This window comes from Paraburkholderia sp. BGA-UO-ETr-F21, from assembly GCF_059567925.1.
The window spans coordinates 251,610-274,991 of record NZ_JCAQOY010000040.1 but is presented as its reverse complement, the minus strand read 5'-3'; the positions used below and the strand labels follow the sequence as shown (position 1 = coordinate 274,991).

Here is a 23,382-nt window from a genome sequence, read left to right as displayed (position 1 = left end):
ATGACCGATCACATGCAAACACCGGGGTTGCCGGAAGAGAAACCGGCACAGGGATGTCCGTTCGGGCATGGGAGTGTGGCTTCACATTCGGCCGCCCCGGCCGTTTCCGCCGCTAAGTCGGGCGATGGCTGGCACGACGCGCAGCTCGATTTTTCGGAGTCGATGAGTTACGGCGATTATCTGTCGCTCGGGACGGTGCTCGATGCGCAGCATCCGTTGTCGCCGGATCATAACGAGATGCTGTTCATCATTCAGCATCAGACGAGCGAGTTGTGGATGAAGCTCGCGTTGTATGAGTTGCGCGCGGCGTTGCAGTCCGTGCATCGCGATGAGTTGCCGCCGGCGTTCAAGATGCTCGCGCGTGTGTCGCGGATCATGGAGCAGCTCGTGCAGGCATGGAGTGTTCTCGCGACGATGACGCCGTCTGAGTACACAGCGATGCGGCCTTATTTGGGGAGTTCTTCCGGGTTTCAGTCGTATCAGTATCGGCAGATCGAGTTTTTGCTCGGCAATAAGAATGAGCTGATGCTGAAGCCGCATGCGCATCGGGCTGATGTGTTGGCTGAGGTGACAGCTTCGCTGGAGGCGCCTTCTTTTTATGATGAAGTGGTGCGGTTGCTGGCGCGGCGTGGGTTTGCGATTTCGCCTTCCCGGCTTGAGAGGGACTGGACACAGCCTACTGTGCACGATGCTTCTGTTGAAGCAGCCTGGCTGGAGGTTTATCGGAATCCTTCGCAGTATTGGGAACTGTATGAGATGGCTGAGGAGCTTGTCGATCTCGAGGATGCGTTTCGGCAGTGGCGGTTCAGGCATGTCACTACCGTTGAGCGGATTATTGGGTTTAAGCAGGGCACCGGTGGGACTAGTGGGGCTACTTATCTGCGCAAGATGTTAGATGTGGTTTTGTTTCCTGAGCTTTGGCATGTTAGGACTATGCTGTAGTTAGGGCACTTGCCTGGGCGGCTGGCCTTTTTTGGGGTGTGCTCTTTGGGGGTTGGCCTTTTCTTGATTTGTTTGTGGTCTATTGGCGTTGCCCCTGTGCGGGGCGGCACCTACTTTCTTTGCCGCGGCAAAGAAAGTAGGCAAAGAAAGCCGCTTTGAACCGCCAGCCCTTAAGCGGGTCCCCCGCGCAGCCACGGTAGTGGTCCATCTGGAATTCGTGTTCTCGCACATTCGGCGCATGTGACAAGGCCGTCATTCTTCCCGCCTCGCACTGCGCGCTCGCCGGACGGGTCTGTTCAAAACCAAGGGCTCTATCGGTGTGCGGTGGGGTCCGTCGGCTTCGCCTCGGCGATGCCACGGAATGGCCTCGGCTTAACGGCGTCCCATGCACTCGAACCGTTCGGTTCAAGCCTTAAAATCTCAAGGGTCGTGACGCAGATAGCCGCGCTTGAATGATCGCGCGAGAGGATGATCGTCACACGCCCCAAACAGCCGGCTCGCTATTTCATAATCAACGCGTTTCTGCCCTGACACTTCTCGGGCGCTGTAGTCTTTTATTCGCGCACTCCTCCAGGAAATTTCAGAAATCGACGTGGTGCGCGCGTTTTAGCTTGTTCAGGTGCTCACGTGCGAAGCGATGTGATTAAACTCATTCTTGTCGTGTGCTTCACGACAGCAGGTATAGCAGCCTGTTAAGCGTAGTATCCCGTGCGTTTGTGCAAGCAAATGTGCGGCTGCCTTTGCACGCCTTTCTTCGATGGGCGGGCCGTGGTGGGGGAGCCTCGCGGCTCGCCGGTTTCTGGTACTACGCACCGGTCTGCTAAACCCATCAATGTGCCCGCTCACCACCGCGCAAGCGACTGTCGGGCGATCCAGTCAAGTTTCAGGGAGATCGCGCCATGAGTAAATCAGCCAAGCATTCACGAACCACATCGCGCCCACCTGTTGACGCACTTCAATACGAGAAACTCGCGCTGTCCGCATTCGGACTGATTGAAAGGCAACTGAGTCAACTGGACAAGTTAGTCACGCTTTTGGCTTCGATAGTTAGGAGTCCGTCTGTGACGAGAGAGGAGAGGCAGCAACAGCGAAAGTTGCTGGAGTTACTGCTCGACACTGGCGAGGATTACCAGCGCGAGGTTGAGATTGACCGTGAACTGTACCAGGTGATCGCGCTGGACGCGAAGGGAATCCCTCAAAGCCGGATTACGGCACGTCATGCAGCAAACCTGTTGATGAAGGCGACGCGAAGGGCGTCAGAAGGCCGCGAACGTATTGGCGCAACGAAGCTGATGGAGAACGGGCGAATGCGATTCAAAACGCTCGCGTGTCGAACTGCGGCGGCACATTGAGAGCGGCCCACTCCTCGCAGACCGGAAGGCATAAAGGCCTTTTCGCCGAGTCGAAGCCGACGGCCCCCACCTCTCCCCGACAATCGAGCAGGTTTTGAGCCACCCGTTCCGGCGAGCGCGGAGCGCGAGGCGGGAAGTATGACGGCCTTGTCACACGCGTCGAATGTGCGAGAACACGGATTCCAGATGCACCACTACCGTGGCTGTGCGAGGGACCCGCTTAAGGGCTGGCGGTTCAAAGCGGCTTTCTTTGCCTACTTTCTTTGCCGCGGCAAAGAAAGTAGGTGCCGCCCCGCACAGGGGCAACGCTAATAGACCACAAAGAAAGCAAGGAAAGGCCAAAACCCTAAAACCAGAAACCCGAAGCCCGAAACCAGCAGTCATCACACATCCCCTGCCGCATGCCCCCACCTCAACCAACCATCGACCGCCCCACCCCTCCTTCTGAAGCATCACGACTAGCCCCATTCAACTGCTGATAACGCCGAAACTTCGAAGGCGCCATCCCCTTCACCGCCAGAAACTGCCGGTTGAAATTCGACAAATTATTAAACCCCGCCTTGAAACAAATATCAGTGACGCTCAACTCATCTTCGGTGAGCAACTGACAAGCCAGATTGATCCGCATCCGATTCACATACTGCACAAACGGCAACCCAGTATGCCGCCGAAAATACCGCGAAAACGCGCTGACACTTTGCCCCGCGAGTTGCGCGAGATCCGACTCCCGCAACTCATTAGCGAGATTCCCCCCGATATAAGTGAGCACATGATTGATCCGAGTCGAAGCAAACCCACCAGGATCGGCCTGATAAGCAGGACTCGCCAACATCTCACGATCTTCTGCGTTCACCAGTATGTCGAGCATCGACATGAACAGCACGAGCCGACGCAACCCACGCGCCGCCAGCAACTCAAGAAACAGCGGCTGGATCGCCGCGCTCGTCTGCGCACCGAACGACACGCCACGCCGTGAATCCGCGAGCAGTGCCTCGACCTGACGCCACTCCGGAAAACTCTCAACGCAGCTCGACACGAACTCCTGCCCGAACTGCACGACCAGATTGCGCTGCGCAATGCTTTCCCCTTGCGGCACTTCACTCACCCAGTTGTGCGGCAAGTTCGGTCCGATCAGCACCAGATTGCCAGGCGTGAAGCTGCTGATGTGATCGCCGACGAACATCTTGCCGGTCGTCGCCACGATCAGATGAATCTCGTATTCGGGATGAAAGTGCCAACGCACGGTGCGATACGGATAACCGTGCGACCACACTTTGAACGATTCGTCGCGGCGCACGGCCACGAGTTCGAGATCGGGTTGCACTGTCTGCCTCCATGAAGCGGCCTGCCGAAGGCGCCGCCGGTCTTTGTCTTATATAGCGAACCGTAACCCGCTAACGCGCTCTTCACCACTAAAAATGAAACCGCGGATCGATACTTTTTTGCATTCGGGTTAGTCCTGGCGCATCGCCTGTCAAATTTGATGCAACGCAATACATGCGGCAACGCACTTCCACCACACAACGGCGTCCCGCGAGCCACGTCGAAAAGCCCCGCCGCGCCGCGCTGCGCCACAAAAAAGCCTGTGGCTCCGCCTTGACTTTCGTTTCAGCCGGTACGATCATTCGCTCACACACAGAGCAAATGCTCCATACCGAGACAACGCTAGGCCTTCCAGGTTCCTTCGCTACCCGGGGGCGCGGACGCGAAGCGCCTGGTTGGAGGCACTCACGAAAAAACGCACGCTTCGAGTCGTGCGAGCAAGGACATTCAGGAGACGCACATGAACAGCGGGCAAGGCAGCGGCGCTGCCGCACACGTGATCCTGCACATCGGCGCGGGATCGTTTCATCGCGCGCATCAGGCGTGGTATCTGCATCGGTTGAACGAGGCCAAGGTGCCCGGCGAGCCGCACTGGTCGCTGACGGTCGGCAACATCCGCAGCGACATGAATGCGGTGCTCGAAGCGCTCGCCGCGCAAAACGGCGTCTACACACTCGAGACCGTCACGCCCCAAGGTGAGCGCGCGTACGAAACCATTCGCTCGATCGAGCGCGTCGTGCCGTGGACCGAAAGCCTCGACTCGCTGATCGAAGCGGGCGCCGACCCGGCCTGCAAGATCATCGCGTTCACCGTCACCGAAGGCGGCTATTACCTCGACGAAGATGACGAACTCGACACCGCCAACGCCGATCTCGCCGCCGACCTCGAGGGCGGCCACACTACCATTTACGGCGCGCTCGCAGCGATTCTCGACGCGCGCATGAAGCGCGGCGCGGGCCCCGTCACGCTGCAGACCTGCGACAACCTGCGCAGCAACGGCGAACGCTTCCACGCGGGCATGAGCGAGTTTCTCGAACGACGTGGCGCGGAGGAACTCGCGCAATGGTTCGACGACAACACGGCCTGTCCGAGTTCGATGGTCGATCGCATCACGCCGCGTCCCACGCCGGATGTGCGCGAACGCGTCAAGGCCGCCACCGGCGTCGACGACGCCTGCCCGGTAATGGGCGAAGCGTTCATTCAGTGGGTGATCGAGGACCGGTTTATCGCGGGCCGCCCGGCATGGGAAAAGGTCGGCGCGGAACTGGTCGACTCGGTGATGCCGTACGAGGAAGCGAAGATCCGCATTCTCAATGCGCCGCACAGCTGCATCGCATGGGCGGGTACGCTGGTCGGGCTGGACTACATTCACGAAGGCACGCTCGACGCGGACATCAATCGATTCGCCTTCGACTACGTCACAGAAGACGTGATTCCGTGTCTCACACCGAGTCCGCTCGATCTCGAACGCTATCGCGACGTGGTGCTGGAGCGCTTCAGCAATCCGTATATCCAGGACACGAACCAGCGCGTGGCGGCGGACGGCTTTTCGAAGCTGCCAGGCTTTATCGCGCCGACGTTGACGGAGTGCTTCGAGCGCGGCGCCACACCGGCGGCGACGGCAATGCTGCCCGCGCTGTTCTTCCGCTTTCTCGAACGCTGGAACGCCGGCAAGCTGCCGTACACGTATCAGGATGGCGTGATGGACGAGCGCGTGGCGCGCGGCTTTTTCGCGGCGCCCGATCCGTTGAAAGCGTTCGCCGCTGACCGGCTGCTATGGGGCAGCATGGCGCAGACGCCGGAACTGGAATCGGCGCTGGAGGGCGCACTGGCGCGTGTCGATGTATGGCTGGCCAAACGCGGCGCGATTTGAGCGCCGACCGCGCCAGCCACATCCATTGAGCTCAACAAGCGCCGCGCGTCGCGCGGCATCGAAACACGCGCTGCCAGGCTTAATGCGCATGGCAGCGCGCGCCATGTGCGGCTAAAGTAGCGCATCTCTAACGACGAAGGTTCCGCGCCCATGTATCTCGGCATCGACCTCGGCACGTCCGAAGTGAAAGTTCTGCTGCTCGCCTCCAACGGACGCGTGATCGGCACCGCAGGCTCACCGTTTACCGTTTCACGCCCTCATCAGCGCTGGGCCGAGCAGAATCCCGAAGACTGGTGGGCAGGCACGCGCAGCGCGCTCGCCGCCCTGCGCGCCAAACATCCCGACGAGTTCGCGCAGATTCGCGGCATCGGCCTGTCCGGTCAGATGCACGGCGCCGTGCTGCTGGATGCACAGGACCGCGTGTTGCGGCCCGCGATCCTATGGAACGACATGCGCAGCGACAAGGAATGCGCGGAATTGACCGAACGCGCGCCGGAGTTGCACAGCGTGGCCGGCAATCTCGCCATGCCCGGTTTCACCGCGCCGAAGCTGCTGTGGGTCGCGCGCCATGAGCCGGACATTTTTGCGCGGACCGCCTGCGTGCTGCTGCCGAAGGATTACTTGCGCCTGCAATTGACCGGCGGCAAGGTATCCGATCCATCGGACGCGGCCGGCACGCTGTGGCTCGACGTCGCCAAACGCGACTGGTCCGATTCGCTGCTCGCGGCCTGCAACATGTCACGCGCGCAGATGCCGAGCCTGTGCGAAGGCAGCGAGCCGTCCGGCACGCTGCTGCCCGAGGTGGCGCGCGAATTCGGCCTGAGCGACGGCGTGATCGTCGCGGCCGGCGGTGGCGACAACGCCACCAGCGCGATCGGCATCGGCGCGACGCAACCCGGCGACGGCTTCGTTTCGCTCGGCACGTCGGGCGTGTTGTGCGTGGTCGGCGACAGCTTCCGGCCGAATCCGGCTTCGGCGGTGCATGCGTTCTGTCACGCGATTCCGGATCGCTGGCATCAGATGAGCGTGGTGCTGTCCGCCGCGAGCTGCCTGCGCTGGGTCTGCAAGCTCACCTCCACCGACGAGCCGACTCTGCTTGCCGAAATCGAGGCGCTCCCGGCCGACGCGTTGAACACCGCGCCGCTCTTTTTGCCCTATCTGTCCGGCGAACGCACGCCGCACAACGACCCGTATGCGCAAGGCGTGTTCTTCGGCATGAATCACGCAACTGATCGCGCGCTACTCGGCTACGCGGTACTCGAAGGCGTCACGCTCGCGCTCACCGACGGCCTCGACGCGCTGCGCGCGGCCGGCACCGAAGCGAAGGCGCTATCCCTGCTCGGCGGCGGCGCCCGCAGCGACTACTGGGCGCAATTGCTGGCCGACTCGCTCGATACGGCGACGCGCAAGCACGGCGGCGGCGAAACCGGCGCGGCGCTCGGCGCGGCACGTCTCGGCTGGCTGGCAGCCGGCGGCGATCCGGCCACGGTGCTGACCAAGCCGCCGATCGAAAGGGAGTTCACACCGAACCCGCGCCGCCACGCCGAATTGCGCGCGCGACTCGAAGCGTATCGCGCACTCTATCGCCATGTGCGGCCGCTGTTCGACCCCGCGCGGCAGCCGCTTGCCTGACCGGCAATCCGCAGCCGGTTTGCGCGCCAGGTTCAGTTAAAGCGCGCAGACCGGCTGCTATCATCGGCGCACTTCAAGCGAACCGTCACCGTGCCCAAGTCCACAGAAAAATTAGATCTTGCTACCCGCGCCGCGTGGCTCTATTACGTCGCCGGCAATACCCAGAACGAGATCGCCGAAAAGCTCCAGGTGTCGCGTCCGGTCGCGCAGCGGCTGGTCGCCTTCGCAGTGGAAAAGAATCTGATTCGCGTGCGCGTCGATCATCAACTCGCCGATTGCCTCGCGCTCGCCGATCAACTGTCGAAGCGCTACGGTCTGAGCATGTGCGAAGTGGTGCCGGTCGACAGCGATACGTCGGAGGAAGTCGACCGCAAGCTGGCGGTGGCCGGCGCGCAGGTGATGGAGCGCTATCTCGGCGAAGAGAAACCGATGGTGGTCGCGGTGAGCAGCGGCCGGACGCTGAAGGCGGCGGTCGATCAGATCGCGCAACTGGACCGTCCGCAACACCGGTTGGTCTCCATGGTCGGGGCGATCGCCCAGGACGGCTCCTCGAACCGCTACGACGTCGCGCTGCACATTTCGGAGAAGACCGGCGGCAAGCATTTTCTGCTGCCCGCGCCGCTGCTCGCCGATAGCGAAGCGGAGCGCGCACAGTGGTGCAATCACCGGCTGTACCGGATCGTCGAATCGCTGTCGGCGCAGGCAGACGTGGCGTTCGTCGGCATCGGCAATATCGGGCCGAATTGTCCGTTGCACGAAGACGGCTTCATTACGTCGGCGGAAGTGAAGGAATTGATGCAGAACGGCGCGGTGGCCGAAATGCTCGGACTGCCGATCGATTCGGCCGGCGCGCACGTCGAATCGCCGATCGGCCGGCGCGTGACGAGCATCGCACTGGATTCGCCGCCACGGCGTCCCACCATCGGCTTCGCCGGCGGCGAGCGCAAGCGCGAGGCGCTGATTGCGGTGCTCAAAGGCGGCTGGCTCTCCGGACTGGTCACTGACGAGTCGTGCGCGCGGGCCGCGCTCGAAGCCTGAGCGGAAGTTGGCACACCGTCGGACGCAGCGCTGAAAGCGGTCCACGTTCGTCTTACATGACCGGCAAGCCTTCGGTGATGATGATGCGATAGTCGGCGCCTTGCAGGCGCGTATCGCTGACGGCCTGATACTCCGGGCTGTGATACCAGGCGAGCGCTTCATCGTAGCTGGTGAATTCGAGGATCAGAATGTCTTCGATCGCCGGACCTTCCACCACTTCCCTGCGCCCATGGCTCGCCAGCATCATCACCGGATGCTGCTCGAAGGTTGCAGGCGCAACCTGTTTGTACTCTTCCAGTTTAGCGGGATCGAGCGTTTTCTCGCGCGTAATGACGACGTAGGCGGGCATGAGCGTTCCAGAGCGTGATTGAAAAGGAAAGCGGCGCGCCCGCCGCTTTCCCAATCGTCACGCGGCTAGCACTTCAACGATCTTACGCTGGAATGCTTTGCCTGCGCTGTCGGACAAATCGCAATGCTCGGGCGTCGTGCCGGGATTTTGCCGCTCGCCGGTTCGCCGCGAAACAACAACATCATCGGACATGACCGACTGCGCATGCCGAAGGGATCAGGCCCGCGCCGGGGACGTGCTGCCGGACAGCCACTCGTGCTCGAAGTGGTAGTTCGGCGAGCCGGTACCGCCTAGCGCCCGACCCATACCGGCGACCGCCTTGGAAACGGCATAACCCGCCAGATCGGGTAAGACGTGGCAAATCCGCCCGCAGGGGCCGGCCAGGTTAAACAACTTCCCGACCGAGGAAATGAGCGGCGTATTCAGAAAGTCGTTGCTCTTGGACACGCAGTCGATCATCGCTGAGCCGATCAAACTCATCGCGCTCTTCGTGTTCGAGTCCGCGGATTGGTCAGGCTTGCCGCATCTGGAAGGATATGAAGCCATCGACATCTCGTTCCGGCTGGTGACCATCGAGGTTGAGCTCATGGCATCTGAGTCGCGTACCCTTTCGCGAGTGGCGCCGGAGCCAGCGTAGTCACGTTCCGTGTTGCTGAAGGTGGCGTTAAACCCGGACATCCGCTGCTCCCGCCCGTGTCCGCCGCACGTGGACCGGGCAGATGGCACGTCCGAAGCATTCGAATTGCTGAATCGCGCACTGGAAAAATACGTGTCGATTTTCGTCGACGTGAGTCGTTGCATTCTGATTTCCTCTGTTGATTTTGCGTGCCAGATAACCCGTCTGGCCGGGTATTGGTCAGCGGCTCGCGACGAGTCGCCGTTCAATGCTGGAGCCGGTTGAGAGCGTGTCCGCTGCCGATCGCGCGGACACGCTCGCCGCCTGCGTTAAGGGAGCAGACAGTCAAGCAGCGTGGAAGAAAAGATGCGGTGCGGATCGTGGCGGTTAAGCGTATTGCGCGCCGTGTTCCAGGTGGCCCCTGACGGCTGTCCCTCGGAATACAGATTCGGAATCGTGCTGCCAATCATCACGCTGTCCTGCCACGCGGCGGCATTTGTATAGGCCCAGCCTTTCGACCATTCGGGGCGCACGGTCGCATATGAGCCTGCGTAGTTCGACATCATCCATTGCTCGATTTCGCGATAGAAACCGTTCGCCGCCGGCGTGCCGGGCATCGTCAAAATATCGAAGTAGACGGCGATGCTCCACTCCGGATGGTCTGGACGCGGCTTGAGTGCGGCAAGCGACGGTATGGCGGTACCCGGCCCGACATCGGCCGGTTGGTCGAGCCCGGTCACGCGGATTTCGACAGGGCCATTCATTGGGTATTCGCCGCGTTGCCTGTAGGCCTCGACCCGGTTCTGGTAGAACTGCACGAACTCGTAGATGACGCGTTGCACGTCAGCACGCCGGGCAAGCACGGCGTAGCCGTTTGCGGTCACGCGCAGCGTCGAAGGACGGACGTATTGCAGAACGTTGCGCGACCAGCCCCAGATGTCGCCACTGAACGTGACGCCCAGCCCCGCCATGACGATACCCATCTGCAGCTGCCCAAAAGCCGGCGTCAGGTGGCGTTCCCCCCCGATCACGATGCGTTTGATCAGCTCCGCCAGCGGCTGCGGGATGGAATCGGAAAATGAATAGTTATAGGGCTTCGTTACCTCCCGCGAGAAGAGCGGCTTGCGGGATTGCACCGTCCACACCTTGAGCCACGGGCAACTCGTGAACGGAAACCAGATCGCCTCCATCCGGCCTGTGCGCTCGAGGAACGATTCGATCGTACGTCCCCCGGACTTCGCCGGGGCGAACAGTTCGGATGCCGGAATATCCACGAAACTCTGGCAGCGCAGCCGCTGGTTGACGCCCGCTTCGAGCGTCGCCTCGACGATCAACGCGCGGCCGAGATGAACGAGGAACGCGCCGATGTCCGGATCGGTTCGCTTGAACGTGCGCAGCGCATACTGCTGTTTCTGGGCATCGAACACGACCGCCGTAAGCGACAGGATCAGATTGCTCAGCGAGCCATAGGTATGCCCCTTCAAAGCGGTTTCGCCGGAAGCGGGTATCGCTGTTCCGTGCGCACCGATCGCAAGAGCGCCGCCTAGCGTAATGTCACCTGGAGCTGGCGAGGCCGTCACGCCCAGACCGAATTTTTCCAGCGTGGCGAGTAACGCTTCCATCGAAATGCCGGTTTGCGCCGTGACGCGTGCGGGCTGAGATGACGTGTCCACGGTTACTGCGTTGAGCGACCTCGTCATGTCGAGCAGGACGACTTGCGACGCCCCACTGGTCCGGTCGATCGTTAGCGGGGACCAGTTGTGCATATAGCCGCGCGGCCTGATGCGATATCCGTTCGCGCGCGCCCAATTGACAATCGTGACGACAGCAGCGGGCGTGTCGGGCGACGCTGTCCAGACGTCCGCTATCGCGATTTCACCGCTCCAATTCTGGAATGCCTGTTTATACAGCGGAATACCGGTGGGAAAATTGGCCGGAACAGGCGCGGCGCCTTGCGCGTGCGCGGCGATCTGATAAACCGGCGTCCATCCGGTCACGACTCCAGCCACCGAGAGCCGGGCGACATCGGCAATGAATTTACGTCGTGGCGGTGGTGTAAGAAGATCTTGAAGAGAGTGGGTCACGTTCGCTCGAATGCCTGTTGATGGGAAGAAGATTGCAGTCCCCATGCTATTTTCTTTAGGCGTTCGCGAGGCGATGACTATTCATGACATGACCATAACGATCACGATAAGCGCGGTTGACCGGATGCGGCGAGCTGTTGCGTTGAGCAGATGGGATAGGCGGGACGTTAGCGCTTGCGCGTCACTCGATTGATCAGGATGGATCTGTCGACCAACGCAGCCACGCATTACTGATGAAAAAAATGCCGCGCTCGAAGGGCGCGGCATAGAGTCGTTGCAGCGTTCGGAAGTCAGGGCCGCAAGAAGGCGGCCCTTGGAAAACTCACGCGGCCAGCACTTCGACGATCTTTCGCTGAAATGCTTTCCCAGCGCTATCGAACAAATGGCAATGCTCCGGCGTCGCGCCGAGTTTTTGCGTCTCACCCTTGGTATGCCGCTCGAGTGGCGGAATCCGCGCGATCAGCCCGTCCGGCGCAACGCTCGACTCTGCATACAGATACGCCGCGTCGCCGAGCGATTCGACCGCCATGGTGCGGGCCGAAACGCCGTCCTCGGCCATGCCGACATGCAGATGCTCGGGGCGAATGCCGACCGTCACCTTGTCGCCCTGTTTGACCGCGGCCGGTTCCACCGCGACGCGCTGTGTCTCGCCGGTTTCGTAGCGCACCGTGACACCGTCGTGCGTGACCGACTGCACGACACCTTCCATGAAATTCATCTTCGGCGAACCGATGAATCCCGCAACAAAACGGTTGGCCGGCGCGTGATACAGCATGGTCGGGCTGCCGACCTGTTCCAGATTGCCCGCCGACAGCACGACGATCTTGTCCGCCAGCGTCATGGCTTCGACCTGATCGTGCGTCACGTAGATCATCGTGGTCTTCAGTTCGTCATGAAGACGCGCGAATTCGAGGCGCATTTTCACGCGCAACGCGGCGTCGAGATTCGACAGCGGCTCGTCGAACAGAAATACTTTCGGCTTGCGCGTGATCGCGCGGCCGATCGCCACGCGCTGACGCTGTCCGCCGGACAACTGCTTCGGCTTCCGGTCGAGCAGATGGTCGATGTGCAGGATCTTCGCCGCGTTGCGCACGGCCGCGTCGATTTCCGGCTTCTTGGTGCCGGCGAGTTTCAGGCCGAACGCCATGTTGTCGTACAGCGTCATGTGCGGATATAGCGCGTACGACTGGAACACCATCGCAATGCCGCGCTTGGCGGGTGCGACGTCGTTCACGCGCATGCCGTCGATGGTCAGATCGCCGCCGCTGATATCTTCGAGGCCGGCGATCATCCGCATCAGCGTTGATTTACCGCAACCGCTCGGGCCCACGAACACGACGAACTCGCCGTCGGCGATATCGAGGTTGATGTCGCGCATCACTTCGTTGTCGTCGTACGCCTTCCGGATGTTGCGCAGAGTTACGCTTGCCATGATGTGTCTCCGTGTAATGCTATGTGTTGCTTGTCCGTTGCTTCGGTTGCCTGAATTTCCCCAGACTGCCGCGTTGATTCGTATCCCGGTGTCTCGCTTTCCCGTTCCACGTATGCCGTCTACGGCGCGGCGGCCGTCACGCTCAGCGTCCATTGCGCGACCAGTTCCGGCAGCTGCTGCATGTCGTCGAATACGTGACGCGCGCCCGCCGCATGGAGCTTGTCGATCTGCGCATCGCTCGCATGACCGCCGCCTATGAAACCGAGCACCGTCATACCCGCCGCGCTCGCCGCCGTCACGCCCGTGACGCTGTCCTCCACCACGAGGCACCACGAGGGCGCGAGGCCGAGCCCCCTCGCCGCCGCCAGATAAACATCGGGCGCGGGCTTCGGATTCGGCACCGTATCGGCGCAAAACAGGCGGTCGCCGAAAAACCTCACGAGGCCCGTGCGCGCCAGCACCGATTCCACATACGGGCGGAAGCTGTTGCTCGCGCAACCTTTGGTGAGCGGCACCTGAGCCAATGCGGCCTCGATGCCGTCGACTGTCGGTGCCTGCATCGCCGCCGCTTCCACCGCGCGGCGGATCGCATCGATATCCTCGAGCGTGAGGCTTCTGCCGAGCTGCGCGGCGGTGCCTTGCAGCACTTTCTCGATGCGTAGTCCAAGCAACGGCAGCACCACCGGTTCGACATCAGTGCCGGGCCACAGTGTTTCGAGTTCGCGCACCAGCATGCGCGCCGCCACGGCTTCACTGTCGATCAACACGCCATCGCAATCGCAGATCAGCGCGAAATTGCCGACCGTCGTGCTTCCACTCGCGCCTGACGTCATTTGACCGCCCCGAATGTGAGGCCGCGCACCAGTTGCTTCTGCGACAGCCAGCCGACAATCAGGATCGGCGCGACCGCCAGCAGCGAAGCGGCGGACAGCTTGGCCCAGAACAAGCCCTCAGGACTCGAATACGAGGCGATGAACACAGTCAGCGGCGCGGCGTTCGAACTCGACAGGTTGATGCTCCAGAACGCTTCGTTCCACGACAGGATCACGAGGAGCAGCGCAGTGGAAGCCAGTCCCGGCAGCGACATGGGCATCAGCAGATAAACGATTTCCTGCCACGTCGCGGCGCCGTCGATCCGCCCGGCTTCGAGAATGTCGCGCGGAATTTCGGCGAAGTACGTGAACGACATCCACACCGCGATCGGCAGATTGATGAGCGTGTAGACGATCACGAGACCGGATACCGTATCGAGCATGCCGCTGTTTTTCCAGAGCAGATAGATCGGCACCAGCACGCCGACCGACGGCATCATCTTGGTCGAGAGCATCCACAGCAGCACTTTCTGCGTGCGGCGGGTCGGGAAAAACGCCATCGCATACGCGGCCGGCACGGCGAGTATCAGGCACAGAATCGTCACGCCCGCCGAGATCAGCACCGAATTCAACGCGAACGAAAAATAATTGCTGCGCGCGAACACCTCGCGGAAGCTATCGAGCGTCGGGATGAAAAACAGCGATGACGAATAGGCTTGCTGCTCCGTCTTGAACGCGGTGATCGTCATCCAGAAGATCGGAAAGAACAGCAGCAACGCGACGAGCCAAGCGATCACGCCGGGGATGCCGCGGCGAATTGCGGCGAACGGCGACTTGGCCGGCACGGTCATGGGTGTCGTGCTCGACACCGGGGTAGAGGCAACCTGGCTCATTTTTCGTACTCCCCTTTCAGGTTCTTCGCGAGCATCCGCACAAGGAAGAACGACACGATATTGGCCAGCACGACAGCGAGAATGCCGCCCGCGGAGGCGAGACCGACGTCGAACTGTTGCAGGCCCAGCGAGTAGATCAGGTACGACAGGTTGGTGGTCGCGGTGCCCGGACCGCCGCCCGTGGTCGTATAGATTTCGGCGAAGATCGACAGCAGGAAAATGGTTTCCATCATCACCACCACCGCAATCGCCCGTTTCAGGTGTGGTAGCGTGATATAGAAAAACATCGAGAACGGACCCGCTCCGTCGATCCGCGCCGCTTCCTTCTGCTCCTGATCGAGCGACTGGATCGCCGTGAACAGAATCAGGAACGCAAACGGCAGCCACTGCCACGCCACGATCATGATCACCGCTGTCAGCGGATATTCGGCGAACCAGTCGATCGGCTGCATGCCCATGGCGCGCATGCCCTGCGCGATCAGGCCATACACCGGATGCAGGATCATGTTCTTCCAGATCAGCGCGCTCACGGTCGGCATCACGAAGAACGGCGCGATGGCGAGCAGCCGCGCGATCCCTTGCCCGTAAAACTTGCGGTCGAACAGAATCGCCATCAGCACGCCGCCGACCACCGTGATCACGAGGACCGAGATGATCAGTTCGAGCGTGTGTCCGATCGAAGGTCCGAACGACGGATCGCTGGCAAGATACTTATAGTTGTCGAAACCCGCGAAGCCTTTGAGATCCGGGTTCAACAGGTTGTAGCGCGAGAACGAAAACCAGATCGTCATCGCGAGTGGAATCGCCATCCACAGCACCAGCACGGCAACCGAAGGCGAGACTAGCCAGCGGGCGGAGTTGGCTTTGCGAGTTTCGCGTTCTTTTTCTGTCTGGGGATGGGCATGCATGAGAGGTAGGCGCAAAGGACGCATGATTGACCACCTGTTCGGTAATGCGCGGGCCGCCGCCTGAAGCCGCATGAAAACCGCAGCGACACCCTGCGATGTCGCGGCGCCCGCGCGGCGGAAACGGCCCGCTGTGCTGCGTGGGCCGGCTGACGGGCGTCAGCCGGCGCGTGCCACGTAACGCTCGTGGCTTACTTCTGGTAGCCGGCCTGCTTCACGGCGCGATCCGCCGTGGCGTTGCCCGCTGCCAGCGCCTGGTCGACCGTCATCTGACCGGCAATCGCGCCGGAGATGCTCTGACCGACCACGGTGCCGAACGACTGGAACTCAGGAATCCCGACGAACTGCACACCGGTGTACGGCACCGGCTTGAGGGTCGGATGCTCCGGATCCGCCGTTTCGATCGCCTTCAGCACGAAGTCGCCGAACGGTGCTGCCTGCTTGTACTCGGGGCGAGCGTAGGTGGATTGACGCGTTCCCGGCGGCACCGAGGCCCAGCCTTCGTCCTTCGCAACCAGTTCGATGTACTCCTTCGACGTGGCCCACGTGATGAACTTCTTCGCCGCGTCAGCCTGCTTCGACGACTTCGGAATCGCCAGCGCCCAGGCCCACAGCCAGTGCGAGCCTTTTGGCGTGACCGCGATCGGCGCCGCGGCGAACCCGACCTTGTCGGCGATCTGCGACTGCTGCTTGTTATAGAGCATGCCGGCAGCGACCGTCGCGTCGATCCACATTGCACACTTGCCGGACGACATCAGCGTGAGGTTCTCGTTGAAGCCGTTCGAGCTCGCTCCCGGAGGGCCGTCTTTCTTCAGCAGATCGACATAGAACGTGATCGCCTTCTTCCATTCCGGCGAGGTGAGCTGCGCGTTCCACTTCTCGTCGAACCAGCGGCCGCCGAACGTGTTCACCACCGTCGTGCCGTAGGCCATGTTCTCGCCCCAGCCCGCCTTGCCGCGCAGACAGATGCCGTACATGCCGTTGGCTTTGTCGGTGAGCTTGTCGGCGAATTGCGCGATCTGGTCATAGGTCGGTTGATCGGGCATCTTCAGGCCCTTGGCCGCGAACAGGTCCTTGCGGTAATACGTCATCGAACTTTCGACGTAGAACGGCAGCGCATACAACTGGCCGCCGCTCGAGAGGCCGTCGCGGGCCGTCTTCACGACGTCGTTCAGATCGTAATCGGCGGGCAGATTGGTGAGCGGCGTGAGCCAGCCGCGCTTGCCCCATTGCGGCGTTTCGTACGCGCCGATCGTCATCACGTCGAACTGGCCGCTGCCGGTCGTGATGTCGGTGGTGGCGCGCTGACGCAGCACGTTTTCTTCGAGAATCACCCAGTTCAGCTTGATGTCCGGATTCGCCTTTTCGAATGCGGGCGAGAGCTTCTTCAGCTCGATCATGTCCGGATTGTTCAGCGTGGCGATCGTCACCGTGGCCGCCGACGCGCTCAATGCAAAGCATGCGACAGCGCCGGCACTGACCGCCTTTAGCGTGGATTTGAGAGCTGGCTTCATGTGTTGTCTCCTTTCTCGTACGTTATGTAGTGCAGCGTTTGTTCTACGAAAATGACGATGAACGGCGCGGACTCAGCTCATCCAGTTGCCGCCGTCCACGTTCAGGGTTTGCGCGGTGATGTAGTCGGCATCCGCCGACGCGAGAAACAGGGCGGCGCCGGTCAGATCGTCCGGCACGCCCATGCGGCCGAGCGGCACCGCTTCGCCGACAAGGCGTTTCTTCTCGCCGAGCGGCCGGTTTTCATAGCGTGCGAAAAGTGCGTCGACTTCGTTCCACATCGGCGTATCGACGACGCCCGGCGCAATACCGTTCACATTGATCTTGTGCGGCGCGAGCGCCAATGCCGCGGACTGCGTGTAGCTGAGCACGGCCGCCTTGGTCGCGCAGTAGTGCGAGACGAGCGCCTCGCCACGCCGGCCGGCTTGCGACGACATATTGATGATCTTGCCGCCACGGCCCTGCTCGACCATCTTCTGTGCGACGGCTTGCATCAGGAAGAACATGCCCTTCACGTTGACCGCGAAGAGGCGATCGAACACGTCCCAGGATTCGTCGAGGATCGGGCGCATGTCGAAGAGCGCCGCGTTGTTGAACAGAATGTCGACCTGGCCGAAGCGCTCCAGCGTGCTCGCCACGATGCGCTGGATATCCTCGCGGCGCGTGACGTCGGCGCTCACGCTCAGCACGCGTTCGCCGTAAGCGGCACGCAGCGCGTCGCCGAAACTGTCTGCCGGCTTTACGTCGACCAGCACGCAGCGCGCGCCTTCGTCGAGATATCGGCGGGCCACAGCTTCACCGATTCCGCTTGCCGCGCCCGTCAGAATGGCCACCTTGTCTTGCAATCGTGCCGCCACTGCTTGTCTCCGGTTCGTTTCGCTTCTTGAGGCGCGGTGAGCGAACGCTCGTTGCGCGAACAATTGCTCTGTTTGTGATCGAATGATCGGATACGCACCGGGTCATGTCAAGGCGCCCGAGCACATTTCGATGGTGCAGCGCGGCAGGACATCAGGTGGCCTTCCCTGCTTCGAACCACACTAATACGAGAAATCGAAGACAGCCAATCTCCATTCCACTCAACCCGCTGACAAAAATTCGAGATACGTTATATCATTGCGACCTCGCTTCGCTTCGAAGCCTTCGCCGCTTGATCGCCTTTTCGTCAGGAGCTCCTCGCTGATGGCTACATCGATTGCAGAACGCCATGCCGTGCGGCTCGCGCATGCCGAAGCGCATGCCACGTTGCACGGTCTCGCGCTGACGCCGCTGCGTCGTCAGGTGTATGAGGCGATCGTCGCCAACGAGCGGCCGATCGGCGCTTACGAGTTGCTTGACGCGCTCGAACCGCAGCGCGGCCGCATGCCGCCCACAACCGTGTACCGCGCGCTGGACTTTCTGCTCGCGCATGGCTTCGTCCATCGGATCGAATCGAAGAATGCATTCGTGGCCTGCTGCGAAGTCGGCGTGCCGCATCGCAGCCAGTTCCTGATGTGCGACGGCTGCGGTGCGACCGTCGAGATTCCCGGCGACGATCTCGCCGAACAGTTGTCGCATAGCGCGCCGGCACATGGCTTCGAAGTGCATCGCCAGGTCGTCGAGCTCAGCAGGCTGTGCGCACTGTGTGCCCGCGCGGTGCGGCCAGCGGGTGGTTCGGCATGAGACGGTGCGTCAAGCCGGCATAAACCAGGCACACCCTTCCCAACGTTTGTGGTTCTTTCAACTCTCACGCAGCAGGACAGAACAATGAAGAAATTCGGCTCGATGTTGAACGGGGCGCAGCGAGCGCTGAAGCTGTCGAAGTACCTCGCCGCGAGTGCCGCGGCGTTCGCGTTCGGCCACGCCGCAATGGCCGCGGATGCAAAAATTCCGGTGGTCGCCGCGGAAAATTTTTACGGCGACGTGGTGCAGCAACTGGGCGGAGATCGCGTCGACGTGACGAGCATTCTCAGCAATCCGGACCAGGATCCGCATCTGTTCGAAGCCAGCCCCAAGACGGCGCGCGCGTTGCAGCATGCAAGCCTTGTGGTCTACAACGGCGCCGACTACGATCCGTGGATGGCAAAATTGCTGGCTGCGTCGAAGGGCACGAAGCGCGTCACCATCGTCGCCGCCGATCTCACCGGCAAGAAGAGCGGCGATAATCCGCACCTCTGGTACGACCCGGCCACCATGCCGAAAGTGGCGCGCGCGGTGAGCGAAGCGCTCGTCGCGGCTGACCCGGCGCACAAGTCGGCGTACGATGCGAACCTCGCGAAGTTTCTCGATTCGCTGAAACCGGTCGACGCCAAGGTCGCCGAGCTGCACGGCCGCTACGCGGGCGTGCCGGTCACGGCGACCGAGCCGGTGTTCGGTTATATGTCCGACGCGGTGGGCTTGACCATGCGCAATCTGCGCTTCCAGCTCGCCACCATGAACGACACTGAAGCCAGCGCGGCGGATATCGCTGCGTTCGAAGGCGATCTGCGCGAAAAGCGCGTCCGTGTTCTGATCTATAACAGCCAGGCAACCGAGGCCCTGACCAAACGCATGTTGAAGCTCGCGCAGCAATCGAAGGTGCCGACCATGAGCGTCACCGAGACCGAACCGGCCGGCAAGACCTACCAGACGTGGATGCTCACGCAGCTCGACGCGCTGGGCACGGCGCTGGCCGCGGGCGATGCCAATGCGGCTGCGTCGGGCGCGAAAGGAAAAACCCAATGACTCAGACTGGCCGCAGCGCGCCAGCGCCTGCCCCCACCACCACACCCGTGCTCGAACTCGAGCACGTGACGCTCGAACTCGGCGACCGCACGATTCTGCGCGACACCGGCTTCGTGGTGAATCAGGGCGAATTCATCGGCGTGCTCGGGCCGAACGGCGCGGGCAAGACCACGCTGATGCGCGCCGTGCTCGGTCTCGTGCCCGCCGCCCGCGGCGTGATCCACGTGCTGGGTCAACCCGTCGAGCGCGGCCACGCGTCGATTGGCTATATGCCGCAGACGCGCAGTGCGCTCGCCGGACGCCGCGTGCGCGGCCGGGATTTCGTCGCGATGGCCGCCGACGGTCATCGCTGGGGCTTGCCGCACGCGGACGCCGCCACTCGCGCCGACGTCGAGCGTGTGCTGGATCTGGTCGGCGGCCGCAAGCTCGCCGAGCGGCCGCTGTCCGAGCTGTCGGGCGGCGAGCGTCAACGGCTGCTGCTCGCGCAATGTCTGCTCGGCAATCCGAAACTGCTGTTGCTCGACGAACCGCTGATCAGCCTCGACCCGCATCATCAGAAAAGCGTGGTCGAACTGGTGCGGCGCGTGCAGCAGGAACTCGGCATCGCCGTGCTGTTTTCGGCGCATGAACTGAATCCGCTGCTGAACTCGATCGATCGCGTGCTGTATCTCGGCAGCGGCGTGGCCGCGCTCGGCACCGTCTACGAAGTGATTACCCGGCCGGTGCTGTCGCGTCTCTATGGCTCGCCGATCGACGTGATGCGCGTGAATGGCCGCATCTTCGTGATGTCGGGCGATGTGGAAGTCGAGAAACACGATCACGAGCACGAACACGACGAAGACGGCGGCCACAGCCACTCGCACGCGCATCCACATTCGCATGGCCGCTCGCACGGCCACTCACACCAGCACGACTCAAGCGACGGACACACGCACGATGTTTGAATACGATTTCATGGTGAACGCATTCGCGGCGTCGGGGATCGTCGCGGTGCTGGCCGGCGTGGTCGGATATTTTCTCGTGCTGCGCGGGCAGACCTTCGCGGGCCACGCGCTCTCGCACGTCGGCTTCACCGGCGCGACCGGCGCGGTGCTGATCGGCATCTCGCCGATCTGGGGAATGATCGGCTTCACGCTCGCGGCGGGCGTCGGCATGGGCGCGCTCGGCGAACGCCTTGCCGGACGCGATGTGGCGATCGGCGTGATCCTTTCGCTGTCGCTCGGCTTCGGCTTGCTGTTTCTGCACTTCTTCACCGCGTATGCGACGCAGGTCACCGCGCTGCTGTTCGGCAACGTGCTCGGCGTGAATGCGTCGACGCTCGTGGTGCTGGCGGCCCTGGGCGTGGTGAGTCTGCTGGCGCTCGCGGCGATCATGCGACCGCTGCTGTTCGCTTCGTTGCAGCCGGAACTAGCCGAGGCCAAGGGCGTGTCGTTGCGCCTCGTGTCCGTGCTGTTTCTCGCGATTGCCGCGCTCGCCGTGGCGGCATGTACGCAGATCGTCGGCGTGCTGTTGGTGTTCACGCTGATGGTCGGCCCGGCCGCCGCCGCGCAAAACATGACGACGCGCTTATCGGCCGGCCTCGTGCTCGCCGCTGTGTTTGCGTTGTTGCAGGCGTGGCTCGGCTTGACGCTCGCGTTCTACACCGATTGGCCCACGAGCTTCTGGATCACCGTGTTGTCGGCGCTGGTGTATGGCGGGAGTTTGTTGAGGCGGCGTTGAGCGAGGACGAGGACTGTGGCGGTGGCGCACCGGCACACCGGCACACCGCCGCCATCGTCCTGCGAGAGACTTCAGCCGAGCAGCACCTTCGCGTGATGCGCGAGATGATCCTCGATGAACGTCGAAATGAAGTAGTAGCCGTGGTCATACCCAGCATGACGGCGCAATGTCAGCGGCTGACCGGCTGCCTGGCAAGCGGCTTCGAACACGTCCGGATTCAGCTGCTCCGCGAGGAACTGATCCGCGAGGCCCTGATCGACCAGAATCCCCGCCGAAAACTTGCGTGACGCCTGCGCCACCAGCTCGCTCGCGTCATACTGTTTCCACGCTTCGCGGTCGTCACCCAGATAACCGCTGAACGCTTTCTCGCCCCACGGACAGCGCGTCGGCGCGGCGATCGGCGCGAACGCCGACACCGATCGATAGATCTCCGGGTTGCGCAACGCGAGCATCAACGCGCCGTGACCGCCCATCGAATGCCCGAAGATGCCGAGACGCGCGCCGTCCACCGGCAGATTCGCGAGCACCGTTTCGCGCAGCTCGTCGCGCACGTACGAGTACATGCGATAGTGCTGCGCCCACGGCTGCTGCGTCGCGTCGACGTAAAAGCCCGCGCCCACGCCGAAGTCCCACGCCGCGCTTTCGCCCGGCACGCCCGCGCCGCGCGGACTGGTGTCCGGCGCGATGAGCGCAATGCCGTGCTGCGCCGCGAAGCGCTGCGCGCCGGCTTTGACCGCAAAGGTCTCTTCCGTGCACGTGAGTCCCGCGAGGTAGAACAGCGCGGGCACGTTCGCGTTGGCTTGCAAAGCCTGCGGCGGCAGATAGATGGAGAAGCGCATCGGCAGGCCGATGGTCTGCGAGTCGTGTTTATAGATGCGCTGCTCACCACCATGACAGGCGTGCGACGACAGAAGTTCAAGCATGCCGATGCTCCTCGTTATGCCGCGTTAGTACAGCACGACCGAGCGGATCGACTCGCCCTTCTTCATCAGATCGAAGCCCTCGTTGATGCGTTCGAGCGGCAGACGGTGCGTGATCAGATCGTCGATGTTGATCTTGCCTTCCATGTACCAGTCGACGATCTTCGGCACGTCCGTGCGGCCACGTGCGCCGCCGAACGCCGAGCCCTTCCACTCGCGGCCCGTCACCAGCTGGAACGGACGCGTGCTGATCTCCTCGCCCGCCGCCGCGACGCCGATGATGAACGACTGGCCCCAGCCCTTGTGCGTGCACTCCAGCGCCTGGCGCATCACCTTCGTGTTGCCGATGCATTCGAACGAATAGTCCGCGCCGCCATCGGTGAGTTGCACGATGTGATCGACCACGTTCTCGACTTCGTTCGGGTTGATGAAGTGCGTCATGCCGAACTTCTTCGCGAGTTCGACGCGGCCCGGATTGATGTCGACGCCGATGATCTTGTCCGCGCCGACCATCTTCGCGCCCTGGATCACATTCAACCCGATGCCGCCGAGGCCGAACACCACCACGTTCGCACCCGCTTCGACCTTCGCCGAATACACGACCGCGCCCACACCCGTCGTCACACCGCAGCCGATGTAGCAGATTTTGTCGAACGGTGCGTCTTCACGCACCTTCGCGACCGCGATTTCCGGCACGACGATGTAATTCGAAAACGTGGACGTGCCCATGTAGTGAAACAAAGGCTTGCCGTCGAGAGAAAAACGCGAGGTGGCGTCCGGCATCAAGCCCTTGCCTTGCGTCGAACGGATGGCCTGACAGAGGTTGGTCTTGCGCGACAGACAGAACTTGCATTGCCGGCACTCCGGCGTGTAAAGCGGAATGACGTGGTCGCCCTTTTTCAAGGTGCCGACGCCCGGACCCGTATCGACGATCACGCCCGCGCCTTCATGGCCGAGAATCGCCGGGAAGATGCCTTCAGGATCCGCGCCGGAGAGTGTGTAGTAATCGGTATGGCAGATGCCCGTGGCCTTCACTTCGATCAGGACTTCACCGGCGCGCGGACCTTCCAGATCGACTTCCTCGATCGTCAACGGCGCGCCGGCTTTCCATGCGATTGCTGCTTTGGTCTTCATCGTGAATGCTCCTGTGAGTCTGTCAATGCAAGGCGCGTTGCGCGCCGACATCATTGCGGCGCGCACGTGCTGCGATTCGGTACTGCGGTTGATGCGTGTGTCAGGCTCAGGGCGCACAGTGGCGCCGCCACCCGGCGCAGTGCGCC

20 protein-coding genes and 1 pseudogene are annotated in these 23,382 nt (G+C 62.2%); 9 read left to right on the top strand and 12 right to left on the bottom strand.

The genetic code is table 11. From position 1 onward, the window contains the following. Complete coding sequence (gene kynA / locus AC57B1_RS33615; protein ID WP_408351544.1) at positions 1-942, top strand: tryptophan 2,3-dioxygenase; 942 nt, start codon at positions 1-3, stop codon at positions 940-942. Positions 943-1,841: 899 nt separating this feature from the next. Then, complete coding sequence (locus AC57B1_RS33610; RefSeq protein ID WP_496419874.1) at positions 1,842-2,294, top strand: hypothetical protein; 453 nt, start codon at positions 1,842-1,844, stop codon at positions 2,292-2,294. A gap of 427 nt (positions 2,295-2,721) precedes the next feature. On the opposite strand, the pseudogene AC57B1_RS33605 reads toward AC57B1_RS33610, so the two are convergent. Further along, positions 2,722-3,618 (bottom strand): annotated as a pseudogene (locus tag AC57B1_RS33605) (AraC family transcriptional regulator); the annotation flags it as partial. Positions 3,619-4,077: 459 nt separating this feature from the next. Here AC57B1_RS33605 and dalD point away from each other — a divergent pair. The 3 genes from dalD to AC57B1_RS33590 all read left to right on the top strand — a co-directional run bounded on the left by dalD (position 4,078) and on the right by AC57B1_RS33590 (position 8,160). Continuing rightward, on the top strand, positions 4,078-5,490 hold the full coding sequence (gene dalD, locus AC57B1_RS33600) for a D-arabinitol 4-dehydrogenase (RefSeq protein WP_496419873.1): 1,413 nt from the start codon (positions 4,078-4,080) through the stop codon (positions 5,488-5,490). Between the two features lie 150 nt (positions 5,491-5,640). Next, on the top strand, positions 5,641-7,122 hold the full coding sequence (xylB, locus tag AC57B1_RS33595; protein ID WP_408351553.1) for a xylulokinase: 1,482 nt from the start codon (positions 5,641-5,643) through the stop codon (positions 7,120-7,122). A gap of 90 nt (positions 7,123-7,212) precedes the next feature. After that, positions 7,213-8,160 carry a sugar-binding transcriptional regulator gene (locus AC57B1_RS33590; protein ID WP_091799490.1) on the top strand — a complete coding sequence of 316 codons (948 nt, stop codon included), beginning with the start codon at positions 7,213-7,215 and terminating at the stop codon, positions 8,158-8,160. 52 nt (positions 8,161-8,212) lie between these two features. Here AC57B1_RS33590 and AC57B1_RS33585 read toward each other — a convergent pair whose 3' ends face one another. The 9 genes from AC57B1_RS33585 to AC57B1_RS33545 form a co-directional block, all read right to left on the bottom strand. After that, positions 8,213-8,509: a DUF1330 domain-containing protein gene (locus AC57B1_RS33585; protein WP_011489704.1), complete on the bottom strand. Its 297-nt coding sequence runs from the start codon at positions 8,507-8,509 to the stop codon at positions 8,213-8,215. Between the two features lie 216 nt (positions 8,510-8,725). Beyond that, positions 8,726-9,310, bottom strand: a complete 585-nt coding sequence (locus AC57B1_RS33580) for a hypothetical protein (RefSeq protein ID WP_496419872.1) — start codon at positions 9,308-9,310, stop codon at positions 8,726-8,728. 144 nt (positions 9,311-9,454) lie between these two features. Continuing rightward, entirely contained in the window at positions 9,455-11,209 is a 1,755-nt protein-coding gene (locus AC57B1_RS33575; RefSeq protein WP_496419871.1) for a cholesterol oxidase substrate-binding domain-containing protein, read from the bottom strand. Between the two features lie 322 nt (positions 11,210-11,531). Continuing rightward, complete coding sequence (locus AC57B1_RS33570) at positions 11,532-12,641, bottom strand: ABC transporter ATP-binding protein (RefSeq protein WP_091799482.1); 1,110 nt, start codon at positions 12,639-12,641, stop codon at positions 11,532-11,534. A 119-nt stretch (positions 12,642-12,760) separates the two neighbouring features. Then, complete coding sequence (locus AC57B1_RS33565; RefSeq protein WP_408351568.1) at positions 12,761-13,474, bottom strand: HAD family hydrolase; 714 nt, start codon at positions 13,472-13,474, stop codon at positions 12,761-12,763. After that, positions 13,471-14,304, bottom strand: coding sequence for a carbohydrate ABC transporter permease (locus AC57B1_RS33560; RefSeq protein ID WP_286162061.1), 834 nt, complete (start codon positions 14,302-14,304; stop codon positions 13,471-13,473). Before AC57B1_RS33560 ends, AC57B1_RS33565 begins: the two co-directional genes overlap by 4 nt. A 38-nt stretch (positions 14,305-14,342) precedes the next feature. Continuing rightward, positions 14,343-15,278 (bottom strand): carbohydrate ABC transporter permease, encoded by a 936-nt coding sequence (locus AC57B1_RS33555; protein WP_091799472.1) that lies wholly within the window; start codon positions 15,276-15,278, stop codon positions 14,343-14,345. Between the two features lie 164 nt (positions 15,279-15,442). After that, positions 15,443-16,765 (bottom strand): ABC transporter substrate-binding protein, encoded by a 1,323-nt coding sequence (locus tag AC57B1_RS33550; RefSeq protein ID WP_091799469.1) that lies wholly within the window; start codon positions 16,763-16,765, stop codon positions 15,443-15,445. A 72-nt stretch (positions 16,766-16,837) separates the two neighbouring features. After that, entirely contained in the window at positions 16,838-17,620 is a 783-nt protein-coding gene (locus AC57B1_RS33545) for an L-iditol 2-dehydrogenase (protein WP_408296013.1), read from the bottom strand. Positions 17,621-17,942: 322 nt separating this feature from the next. Between AC57B1_RS33545 and AC57B1_RS33540 the strand changes: the two genes are divergently transcribed. The 4 genes from AC57B1_RS33540 to AC57B1_RS33525 all read left to right on the top strand — a co-directional run bounded on the left by AC57B1_RS33540 (position 17,943) and on the right by AC57B1_RS33525 (position 21,182). Then, positions 17,943-18,422, top strand: coding sequence for a Fur family transcriptional regulator (locus AC57B1_RS33540; RefSeq protein WP_496419870.1), 480 nt, complete (start codon positions 17,943-17,945; stop codon positions 18,420-18,422). A gap of 84 nt (positions 18,423-18,506) precedes the next feature. Then, a complete protein-coding gene (locus tag AC57B1_RS33535; RefSeq protein ID WP_496419869.1) occupies positions 18,507-19,463 on the top strand; it encodes a metal ABC transporter solute-binding protein in 957 nt (318 codons plus the stop codon). Next, the gene (locus AC57B1_RS33530; protein ID WP_496419868.1) at positions 19,460-20,407 is read left to right on the top strand and encodes an ABC transporter ATP-binding protein; all 948 of its coding nucleotides are present in this window, start codon (positions 19,460-19,462) and stop codon (positions 20,405-20,407) included. Before AC57B1_RS33535 ends, AC57B1_RS33530 begins: the two co-directional genes overlap by 4 nt. After that, positions 20,400-21,182, top strand: coding sequence for a metal ABC transporter permease (locus AC57B1_RS33525; RefSeq protein WP_408186535.1), 783 nt, complete (start codon positions 20,400-20,402; stop codon positions 21,180-21,182). Before AC57B1_RS33530 ends, AC57B1_RS33525 begins: the two co-directional genes overlap by 8 nt. A gap of 71 nt (positions 21,183-21,253) precedes the next feature. On the opposite strand, the gene fghA is transcribed toward AC57B1_RS33525, so the two are convergent. Continuing rightward, the gene (gene fghA / locus AC57B1_RS33520) at positions 21,254-22,105 is read right to left on the bottom strand and encodes an S-formylglutathione hydrolase (protein WP_091799451.1); all 852 of its coding nucleotides are present in this window, start codon (positions 22,103-22,105) and stop codon (positions 21,254-21,256) included. A 24-nt stretch (positions 22,106-22,129) separates the two neighbouring features. Beyond that, positions 22,130-23,236: an S-(hydroxymethyl)glutathione dehydrogenase/class III alcohol dehydrogenase gene (locus AC57B1_RS33515; RefSeq protein WP_020069206.1), complete on the bottom strand. Its 1,107-nt coding sequence runs from the start codon at positions 23,234-23,236 to the stop codon at positions 22,130-22,132. Between the last annotated feature and the right edge of the window lie 146 nt (positions 23,237-23,382).